Here is a 10,769-nt window from a genome sequence, read left to right as displayed (position 1 = left end):
GTCACATATCTCCGGCGGTTTCCTTCTCCCCAAGAACCCGCTCCGCAAAGTCCATAAACGCCCGTATGATCTTGACATCGCGACGCTGGGAAAGTGAGATCATGCTTTCACCCATTTGCAATTTCACACCCTTCAATTTGATTTGCCGCAGTCGATCATCGTGCCCATATTCCGCCTGAGATACAAAACCGATACCTGCACCCGAGGCAACAAGTTCGCGAACGGCTTCTCGGCCTTCAGCTACAATCGCCGGGTTTAACCTGATACCTTGTTTCTCGGCTGCTTCTTCCAGTTTCTCGCGTGTTTTTGACCCGTGCTCTCTGAAAATCAGGGGCAACTCGGCCAGCTCCTTCAGGGTCAGGGTGGGTTTTGATGCCAAAAGCACGCCCTGGCCAGCAAAGGCCACGATTTCAGTGGACCCCAAATTCAATACGTCCATGTCCTTGCCAGGAGACAGGCTGCCAACAACACCGATCTCTGCATTGTAAGACCGAAGCTCTTCCAGGATTTCTTCGGTGTTGCCGGATCGCACAGTGATCGTGATTTTAGGGTATTTCTTTTGGAACGGCGCCAGAAAAGATGTCATGTGATGCGCCGAATCGGCAATGATCCTTAATTCTCCATCGATCGCGGCTTTGGTTTCAGAGAGGTAATCCTCAATCTGATCTTCGATCTCGAAATACTGTTTGGTGAATCGGTAAAGCTGTTCGCCTTCGGGCGTTAGGTTCACGCGTTTTCGCTCACGCTGGAACAACAACAGGTCGTGATCCTGTTCCAGTTTTCGGACCTGCTCTGAAATCGCTGGCTGGGTCAGATACAAAGCCTCTGCCGCACGGGAAAATCCCCCATGTTTGGCCACGTAATGAAAGGCTTTCAACTGGCTGTGTCGCATTACAGTTCCCTGAAGATGTATGCATAGGCTGCGCCTATGATTAGATTGATAATTGCAATTTCACATATAGCAAGCGTTGCTGCAATTGTGTTCCTGAAAACGCTGTTCTGGAGCCTGGTAATGACGCCATCTAAACCAAAATTAGAGCAACCGCGCCTCGGCGAACCCTACCTTTTGACCCCCGGTCCTTTGACAACCTCCTATGCGGTCAAAGAGGCCATGCTGCGCGATTGGGGTAGCTGGGACGATGATTTCCGCGCCATGACGCGGGAGGTGCGGTCAAGCCTGCTGAACCTGCTTGGCGAGGGTGCCGACGCGTTCGATTGCGTACCGATGCAAGGCAGCGGATCGTTTTCCGTCGAGGCGATGCTGGCATCCTTTATTCCGCGAGACGGAAAGGCGTTGGTATTGGCAAATGGTGCCTACGGGCAGCGTTCAGCACAAACGTTGCAGTACCTGGGTCGTGATCATGTTGTGTTGGACAAAGGCGATTACCTGCCGCCGAGGGGTGATGAGGTTGCGCGCATTCTCGCGGATGACCCGGACATCACGCATGTCGTCGCCATTCACTGCGAAACCAGCTCGGGCATCCTGAACCCGGTCGAAGAGATTTCGGAGGTCACATATGCCGCCGGGCGCAAGCTCTTGATTGACTCGATGTCCGCCTTTGGAGCGATTGAGCTCAAACCCACTGAAATCCGTTACGAGGCCATGGTGTCTTCGGCGAACAAATGCATCGAGGGCGTTCCGGGTTTCGGGTTCATCGTGGCGCGCAAGACCGAGCTGGAAGCCGCAAAAGGCAACAGTCATTCGCTGTCTCTGGATGTGTATGCGCAGTGGGCGCATATGAACAAAACGGGACAGTGGCGGTTTACCCCGCCGACGCATGTGGTTGCGGCCTTCATCGAGGCACTTCGGGCGCACACTGCCGAAGGCGGTGTTGCAGGTCGCGGCGCCCGCTATACCCGCAACCGGGACGTCATGGTCGCGGGCATGCGGGAACTGGGTTTCGAGACGCTGCTGGATAATCGTTGGCTGAGCCCGATCATCGTCACCTTCTTCTGCCCGGCTGATGAGAATTTCGTTTTCGATCAGTTCTACAACCGGATGAAGGAAAAAGGGTTCATTATCTACCCGGGCAAACTGACTGTCGTCGACAGTTTCCGCGTCGGTTGCATCGGCCAGATGGACGAAGATGTCATGCGTAAAGTTGTGATCGCTGCAAAAGAATCTCTGGAAGAAATGGGCGTGACAAGCGCTGCGCCTCCTCTCCGGGCACTGGAAGAACGCGCCAAGTTGGCCGCATAAAAATCAAGGAAAACACAGATGACCATTCAAACCCCTGTCGAAGCAAATGAGCGCGTCTACCCGACGCCCAAAGTGCCCGCAATTGCCATCTGCCTTGATGGATGTGAACCTGAATACCTCGACGTGGCGATTGCGAAAGGGCTGATGCCCAACCTCAAACGGATGCGGGAGGAAGGTACGGACCGTCTGGCGCATTCTGTTATCCCGTCGTTCACCAACCCCAACAATCTTTCGATTGCCACCGGGCGCCCGCCGATCGTGCATGGAATCTGCGGCAACTACCTTATCGATCCCGATACTGGTGAAGAGGTGATGATGAACGACGTCCGCTTCCTGCGTGCGCCGACCATCTTCTCGCAGTTCTATGATGCAGGTTTCCGCGTGGCGATGGTAACCGCCAAGGACAAGCTTCGCGCGCTGCTTGGTGCCGGGCTGAAGTTTGACGAGGGCAGGGCGGTTGCATTCTCTTCTGAGCGTTCGGGCGAAACGACGCTTGAGGAACACGGCATCGACAATGCCAGCAAGTGGTTGGGCATGGACGTGCCCGAGGTTTACTCGGCCGAACTGTCCGAGTTCGTTTTTGCTGCTGGCGTCAAGCTGCTGAAAGAGTTCAAGCCCGACGTCATGTATTTGTCGACCACCGACTATATCCAGCACAAGTTTGCACCCGATCAAAAGGGCGCACTGGATTTCTACGCCATGTTCGACCGCTATCTGGGCGAATTGGACGCATTGGGGGCCGCCATCGTGGTGACGGCTGATCACGGCATGAAGCCAAAGCACTTGGCAGATGGATCCCCTTCGGTCGTCTATGTGCAGGACCTGATGGACGAATGGCTGGGCGAGGATGCGGCGCGGGTCATCCTTCCGATCACTGACCCGTATGTCGTCCATCATGGTGCACTGGGCTCGTTCGCGACCGCATATCTGCCGGATGGCGCGGATCAGAGCGACATCATTGCCAAACTCAAGGCGACCGATGGGATCACCCATGTGCTGACCAAGGCTCAGGCCATTGAACGGTTCGAATTGCCCGGTGACCGGATTGGCGACATTGTAATGGTTTCTGGCGAAAACATTTGCATCGGAACGTCCGAGCATCGCCATGATCTGGCAGCGCTCAAAGAGCCCCTGCGCAGCCATGGTGGTTTGACGGAACAAGAAGTTCCCTTCATCGTGAATCGTGTCATCGACCTGCCAAACCAACCCGTGCTGCGCAACTTTGATGCCTTTTTCTACGCAACTACAGCGGCGGCACAGTAAGCCATGAAAGACCAGACCATGTCGAAAATCGAAGTTCGTAACGAAGGAATGCGGATCGGTGGCGAAATCGTCTTTACCGATGAAACCATTCCCGTCCTCTACCCGTACACCAACGAGGTCGTGGGCCATGTTCCCGCTGGCACCTCAGAACACGCACGCAGGGCTTTCGAAATTGCGGCGAATTACAAACCCAAACTTACCCGGTACGAGCGCAGCCAGATTTTGCAGCGCGCAGGCGAGCTGATCGGTGAAAAACGTGATTATCTTGCGAAATGGCTGACGTTAGAGCTGGGCATCTGCCACCAGCATGCGATCTACGAAACCAAACGTGCACAGGATGTTTATCAGTTTGCGGCGGCTGAGGCGTTAAAAGACGATGGCGAGATCTTTTCTTGCGATCTGACCCACAATGGCAAAGCCCGCAAGATTTTCACCACCCGAGAGCCGGTGAAAGCAATCAGTGCGATCACCCCGTTCAATCACCCTTTGAATATGGTAAGCCACAAAATCGCGCCATCTATTGCAACCAACAATTGTATGGTTTGTAAACCCACGGAACTGACGCCGCTGACCGCGCTGACATTGGCCGACATACTTTACGAGGCAGGCCTGCCGCACGAGATGTTCCAGGTGGTGACCGGCTGGCCGGCTGACATTGGCGATGAGATGATCACCAATGAACATATCGATATTATCACCTTCACCGGGGGTGTGCCGGTGGGCAAGTTGATCGCTGAAAAAGGCGTCTACAAGCGTCAGGCGCTGGAACTTGGGGGCAATGATCCTCTGATCGTTCTGAATGACCTCAGCGATGCGGATTTGGACAAAGCCGCAACAATCGCAGTGGCGGGTGCGACCGGAAACTCCGGTCAGCGGTGCACGGCGGTCAAGCGCATCCTCGTGCAGGAAAGTGTGGCCGACAAGTTTGTACCGCTGGTTCTGGAGAAGGCCAAGAAGATCAAATTTGGCGATCCGCAAGACCCTGAAACCGAGCTGGGGTGCGTGATCCACGACAAAGCCGCGGAGATATTCGAAAACCGCGTTCTTCAGGCTGAAAAAGAGGGTGCAGAAATCCTGTATCACCCGGGCCGTCAGGGCGCATTGCTGCCGCCTATCGTCGTCGACAAGGTTCCCCATGACAGCGAGCTGGTGATGGAAGAAACTTTCGGTCCTATCGTGCCGATCGTGCGCGTGCCGGACAACGACGAAGAGGTGATGGCGATCTCAAATTCGACCGAGTTCGGCCTGTCTTCTGGGGTCTGCACCAATGACCTGAACAGGGCCATCGCCTTTATCAACGGATTGAATGTCGGCACCTGCAACATCTGGGAACAACCGGGTTACCGCATTGAAATGTCACCCTTTGGCGGCATCAAGGACAGCGGAAACGGCGTGAAGGAGGGTGTTATCGAGGCGATGAAGTTTTTCACCAACGTCAAAACCTATTCGCTGCCCTGGCCCAACTAAACCTTGCGTCCTTTCCCCACAGACGGGAAGGGCGCCTCATATCCTCCCTGATACTGGCGGGCCTTTAGGGGCCCGCATCTTTTGATGACAGAAACGAGGAGCGGACATGCCACAGATTGTCCACACGGAAGGGGAATCAAACACATCCGAGGCGCGCAAGGCGTGGTTGAGAAAGTCCATGGGACCAAAGTCGACACCTCTGCTCAAACGCGATGCGGATGTATTCCTGCATCAATCTCTGTCATCACCCTGCGTCAGCACCATTGCAAAGGCCGAGGGGATCTGGATCGAGGATATGGAGGGTCGCCGGTACATGGACTTCCATGGAAACTCGGTGCACCACATAGGCTACGGGCACCCGCGTCTGGTTGCCACAATCAAGGCGCAGCTTGACGATCTTCCTTTCGCGCCCCGCCGCTTTACCAATGATCCGGCAGTGGATTTGGCGGAAAAACTGGCAGATATCGTACCTGGCGATCTGGGGAAAATGCTCTTTACCACAGGCGGCTCTGACGCCAACGAGGTTGCTCTCAAGATCGCGCGCGCCGCTACCGGTCGGTTCAAAACGATCAGCTTCTGGGATGCCTTCCATGGCGCGGGCTTTGGCGCCGCAAGCGTCGGTGGCGAGGCGACGTTCCGCAGTCATATCGCGGGCCCCCTCTTGTCGGGCACTGAACACGTCGCGCCTTTCGCCTGCTACCGTTGCCCATACAATCACACGGGACCGGAAACCTGCGGGTTGGCCTGCGCGAAAATGGTCGAATATGTTCTGGAGCGTGAAGGAGATGTGGCGGCGGTCATAGCCGAACCGATGCGTGCGGTGCCCTATGTACCACCGCCGGGGTTTTGGAAATCCGTGCGCGAGGCGTGCAATCGTCACGGCGCGCTTTTGATCATGGATGAAATCCCGACAGGCCTTGGCAAAACCGGCAGGATGTTTGCCTTTGAACATGACGAGATCGTCCCCGACATTGTGACGCTTGGAAAAGCGCTTGGCGGGGGCATCCTGCCCATTGCCGCTTGTGTTGCCCGCAAACAATTGGATGTCTGCGGAGATTTTGCCATTGGTCATTACACACACGAAAAGAACCCGGTTACCGCGCGGGCCGCTTTGACAACGCTTCAAATCATCGAAGATGAGGGGTTGGTTCATCGATCGGCCACGTTGGGTGAGCACGCAATTGGCCGTCTTATGGACGAACTTCAGAACGTACCTACCGTCGGAGACATTCGGGGACGGGGTTTGATGTTCGGGGTCGAAATCGTCGATGATCGCGCCGACAAAACGCCGGGTAATGCGCGTGCCGAACGGATTTACTATGCCTGTCTGGAGGCCGGTTTGAGCTATAAGATCAGTCAGGGATGCGTTCTGACATTGTCGCCGCCGCTGACCATCTCGCAATCGGATCTGGACCACGCAATCGACATTGTGGTTGCTGCGATCAAGGCCGAGAGTTGACACGTCGGATCAGTCAAAATTTGGCAGTTGGGAAAAAGAGGCTAGCCGGGACAGCGACGAAGACCCCAAAATGCGACGTAAGACAACGAGTTCGATGGCGCACGGCGTACAATAAAATTTGGATCTAGCCGAAGGCGTTGTAGTATCCAACTGCACTCAGGCTTCAAGCGCTGACGAAAGTGACGGGAAAGGCAAAATCTTCAATTCGGCCTCTAGTACAAATGAGACTGAATAAACTGACGGGATTACAGGAACTCAATATCAACAGAGCGGGGTCTTTCATGGTATCGAATGTAATTCAGAAGCTGAAAGACCTGTTGTCGCTGTGCTCCACAGATCGCAGCCCGTCGTCTTTGCCAAATGGTGGAAAAAAAGATTCAGTTCAGCAGGCGACTACTTTTTACCTGCCATAGGGTATTCAAACTCCCTTTGCCGCGATATCCTTGAATACAGATTTCACCAACTTGCCCATGCCTTCATCCGTTTCAGGCGGTTATTCTCTTTTTCCATCCTCGCAAATACTGATCAGATCTAAGGTCTAATCGGCATTACTTCTGTGTGTCATGATTCATCCTTGCAAGGGTGGATGATCAACACCGAGATAGTCTGATTTCAGGGGACTGGGTCACCCGTTCAGCTTCTTTGGCAGGGCTGGGAGCGCAGAAGCTCAACTGGCTTCCAACGGTTCGCTGAGTTCTATGGCCCACCCTCTCGACGCATGTCGGGAACGCCGATTGAAAATGTAGCATCTTCCGCCGCCGGGACAGATGGCTTTGAATTGTACGGGTGTTCAGCGCAAACCCGCCACCGAGATAGCAAGGTGGCGGGTCAGGTTATCGTTGTGACAAATTGGTCGGATCAGAGCTTGATGCGGAAGGCTGCGAAACCGTCTGCACCTTCCCCGGCGTCCTCGATTGCCACTCCTTTGACATCGCCCATATAGTCACGGGCTTTTGGACCGGTCTCGAACAACACCGTGGTGTCCGCCAGCGGCGAAAACGACCAGTTGGCATCCGCTTTGGGATCGATTGTGCCCTGTTCGACAATGTAGCGCACAATGACGTCGCGGTTGGTGTCCGGTGCTTCGAACACGATTGTGTCGCCCATTGCGCCCGGGAACGCGCCACCACCGGATGCACGGTAATTGTTGGTGGCAATGATGAACTCCATATCATCCGTAACAGGCGCGCCATTGAAGGCAAGGTTCACGATCCGTGCTGCGTCGGGGTTTACCTCTTCGCCCTTTGGCCCAAAGCGCGACGGTTGCGACAGGTCGATCTGATAGGTCACGCCGTCCATCACGTCGAAATTGTACGACGGGAACTCGGGGTTCAGAAGGATCGCATCCTTGGATCCAGCTTCGACCTGATTGAACATACCGGCCGAGCGTTCCAACCAGCCACGCACCTGCGCCCCGTTCACGCGAACCGCACGGACCGTATTCGGATAGAGATACAGATCGGCCACGTTCTTGATGGCAACGTCCCCGACCGGGACATCGGTGTAATACTCTGGACCGCCTCGGCCTCCGGCTTTGAACGGTGCCGCCGCAGACAGGATCGGCAACCCTTCATGCTCGGTACCTTTCAGCATGTCTTCGACATACCATTTCTGCGCGATCGAGACGATCTGCACAGACGGATCATCCGCGACCAACGCAAAATAGCTGTGCAGCGGGGCCGAGGTTTTGCCGACCGCGCGCCGAACATAGGCCAGCGTTTCGTCATGAGCTTTCGCAACCGACTCCAGAACCTTCTGATCATCTTCGACCAGAGCGGTGATCGAGCGGTCTTCGTTGCGTTTGGAAATCGGTCGCGCCTCTGACGTCGTGGTAACGACGCGCCATTCCTTGCCGTCCCGTTCCAAAAGTAGGTCTAGTAGGCCAAGATGCGACCCCCAGAAACCGCCCATGACGGCAGGTTTGCCCATCAGCGTGCCTTTTTCTACATCGATCCCTGGGCGGTCAGCAAATGTCGGTGACGGGAAAACCAGGTGATTGTGGCCGGTGACCAGCGCGTCGATCCCGTCGACACCTGCCAGAACCACGGATGCGTTTTCCATGCCGTCCTCATAATCGGCACCCCCGATCCCCGAATGCGACAGGGCGATGATCAAGTCACATCCCTGTTCCTTCATCTCGGGCACATAGGCCTGAGCAGTCTCGACAATATCGCGGGCCTGGACATTGCCCTCCAGATGCCTGCGGTCCCAGTTCACGATTTGTGGCGGGGTAAAGCCGATGACACCGATCCTGATCGGATGCTTGGTGCCGTCGCCCATCGCGATTTCACGGTCGAGAATGGCATAAGCCTGTACTAGGGTCTTGTCGTCACGCGGGTTCGTACCTTTTTCCTTGGCGACATTGGCCAGAACAACAGGGAACTCGGCACCGGCCAAAGCCTTGTCCAAGAACTCCAGACCGTAGTTGAACTCGTGATTGCCCAGCGTCGCGGCATCATACCCGACCGTATTGAAGGCCGTGATGATGGGATGGCTGTCGCCGTCCTTCATGCCGCGCTCGTAAGCGATGTAGTCGCCCATCGGATTGCCCTGCAGGAAATCGCCGTTATCCACCAAGAGCGAGTTTGTCGCCTCAGACCGGATTTCGTTGATGATCGACGCTGTGCGGGACAGGCCTACTGTATCGCGGGGTTTGTCCGAATAATAATCATAAGGGAACACATGAACATGGATGTCGGTGGTTTCCATGATGCGCAGATGCGCCTGATTACTGGCCGCTGCCACCGAAAACGGGTGCAGGGTAATTGCCGCTGCACCAGCGGTTGTCGTGGCAAGGAAACGGCGTCGCGAAATTGTAGAACGGCTGGAGAAAGACATAGGTCACCTTTCAGGTTTGTGGTCAACGCGTCTTTTTGCCTGTAACTCACAACAACCATATGAAACGGGGTGCCAGCGCTTTAGACGCGTCATGTGTAGGCGCAATGCTAGGTACAATAGCCCAACTTCCTGTACTTGATAAGACATGGCAAAAGGGGAACCCGTGCCCTGCGATTGCCAAGACAATGCCTCGCAATCAGTGCTTTGCGACATATCCAGCTCGCATCATGTTGGCATCCGTCCACTGACCGCCAACCGTGTGGCTGGGACGGCCCGGTTATCAACGTACTGCCCCCAGGACAACAAGCTCTTTCGGGAAGCTGGTCAGTGATTGGCACCCGTCTTCTGTGACCAGGACGTCATCTTCAATACGGACACCAAAACTGCCCAGGTCATACAGACCCGGTTCGTTGGTCCAGACCATGCCTGCGCGCATTACCTGGTTGTTTCCGCGCATGATATAAGGAGCCTCGTGCAAATCCCGACCCAAACCATGGCCTGTCTTGGTGCGTATGCGATTGGCGAAAGGGGATGCTTCAAGAACGCCGATGACTGCATCATCGATATCATGGGCGGTCACACCGGGGCGACACACGTTCAGACCCATCTGGTTTGCTCGCAATACAGTTTCGTAGACGGCCTTGCCCTCATCTGAAACTTCGCCAACGAAAAAGGTTCGCGTAATATCCAAGACAAGTCCATCCTTGCGCGCGCCAAAGTCAAAGAGTAGCGCATCGCCAGTTTGAAGCCGATAATCCATACGCGCTTTCCCGCGCGGTCGGGTCGAGTTGTCGGCTGCGACCACAATCGGTGTGAAGGCCTGTGAATCGGCGCCTTCGGCAAACATTGCCTGGATCAAAGCCTATTCGATCTGTTTCTCGGTCTGGCCTGCACGTACAGTCCCGATAACCTGCTCAAGCGCACGTTCCGAGATGGTGATCGCAGCTTGCAGGGAGGCCACATCCTTGCTGGACTTGATCAGGCGCAGTTTCGAGACTTGGTGCTCTGCATCAATTATCTTTAACCCAGGCATAGCTTCGGTCAGTGCATCAGAGATAAAAACACGCATGACCTGTCCATCAACTGTAAGGGACATGATGCTCAGGTGGTCCGCCAAAGCGGCGAAAGCCCCTTTGTAACCGGCCTCATCCCGCCAATCGAATACCGCTCCTTCGAACCTTAATTGATCCCACGAGCCAAGTTCCAGATTTGGAACAATGGCGGCGGGTTCTCCTGAAGCGGGTATCACAACCACGATGGGGCGTTCGTTGGTCATGAAAGACTTGCCCATGGCACGGTCGAAATTTGGACCCGGCACCAATGCCACGGCATCGACAGAGATTTCACGGGCCAATTGGCGATATTCTGATAAATCTGGTAATCTTACCAACCCTTAATGTGACCAAAACCACCCGCTTCGGCGATCCCGGCACATCTTATTGTTCTTACTCCACGCGCGAGCCGTTATCGGCTTGGTATTCTGACGGTTGGAAACGTCGCCACTCGTTTCGCCGCACAGCAGCATACAGCCCGGCCAAAAGT

Annotated in this window: 8 protein-coding genes; 4 read left to right on the top strand and 4 right to left on the bottom strand. The window is 55.1% G+C overall.

All coding sequences use genetic code 11. The annotated features are described in order from the left end of the window. Nucleotide 1: 1 nt before the first annotated feature. Entirely contained in the window at nt 2-892 is an 891-nt protein-coding gene (locus ACR0NZ_RS18290; RefSeq protein WP_480520907.1) for a LysR substrate-binding domain-containing protein, read from the bottom strand. A 120-nt stretch (nt 893-1,012) separates the two neighbouring features. Between ACR0NZ_RS18290 and ACR0NZ_RS18285 the strand changes: the two genes are divergently transcribed. The 4 genes from ACR0NZ_RS18285 (at nt 1,013) to pbfA (ending at nt 6,389) form a co-directional block, all read left to right on the top strand. Then, the gene (locus ACR0NZ_RS18285) at nt 1,013-2,200 is read left to right on the top strand and encodes a 2-aminoethylphosphonate--pyruvate transaminase (RefSeq protein WP_480484612.1); all 1,188 of its coding nucleotides are present in this window, start codon (nt 1,013-1,015) and stop codon (nt 2,198-2,200) included. Nucleotides 2,201-2,218: 18 nt separating this feature from the next. Continuing rightward, complete coding sequence (phnA, locus tag ACR0NZ_RS18280) at nt 2,219-3,463, top strand: phosphonoacetate hydrolase (RefSeq protein ID WP_480520905.1); 1,245 nt, start codon at nt 2,219-2,221, stop codon at nt 3,461-3,463. Between the two features lie 3 nt (nt 3,464-3,466). After that, a complete protein-coding gene (gene phnY / locus ACR0NZ_RS18275) occupies nt 3,467-4,930 on the top strand; it encodes a phosphonoacetaldehyde dehydrogenase (RefSeq protein ID WP_480520903.1) in 1,464 nt (487 codons plus the stop codon). 106 nt (nt 4,931-5,036) lie between these two features. After that, nucleotides 5,037-6,389 carry a (R)-1-hydroxy-2-aminoethylphosphonate ammonia-lyase gene (gene pbfA / locus ACR0NZ_RS18270; RefSeq protein ID WP_480520901.1) on the top strand — a complete coding sequence of 451 codons (1,353 nt, stop codon included), beginning with the start codon at nt 5,037-5,039 and terminating at the stop codon, nt 6,387-6,389. Between the two features lie 858 nt (nt 6,390-7,247). Here the strand turns inward: pbfA and ACR0NZ_RS18265 are convergent. From ACR0NZ_RS18265 to ACR0NZ_RS18255, 3 genes are all read right to left on the bottom strand, one after another. Further along, on the bottom strand, nt 7,248-9,227 hold the full coding sequence (locus ACR0NZ_RS18265; protein ID WP_480520899.1) for a bifunctional 2',3'-cyclic-nucleotide 2'-phosphodiesterase/3'-nucleotidase: 1,980 nt from the start codon (nt 9,225-9,227) through the stop codon (nt 7,248-7,250). Nucleotides 9,228-9,507: 280 nt separating this feature from the next. Beyond that, nucleotides 9,508-10,074, bottom strand: a complete 567-nt coding sequence (locus ACR0NZ_RS18260; RefSeq protein WP_480520897.1) for a M24 family metallopeptidase — start codon at nt 10,072-10,074, stop codon at nt 9,508-9,510. A 15-nt stretch (nt 10,075-10,089) separates the two neighbouring features. Beyond that, a complete protein-coding gene (locus ACR0NZ_RS18255; RefSeq protein WP_480477685.1) occupies nt 10,090-10,581 on the bottom strand; it encodes an aminopeptidase P family N-terminal domain-containing protein in 492 nt (163 codons plus the stop codon). Nucleotides 10,582-10,769 lie beyond the last annotated feature (188 nt).

Source organism: Ruegeria sp. AE3, from assembly GCF_056542225.1.
Note: the sequence above shows the minus strand (reverse complement) of the source record. Positions and strands in the feature narration are given on the sequence as shown.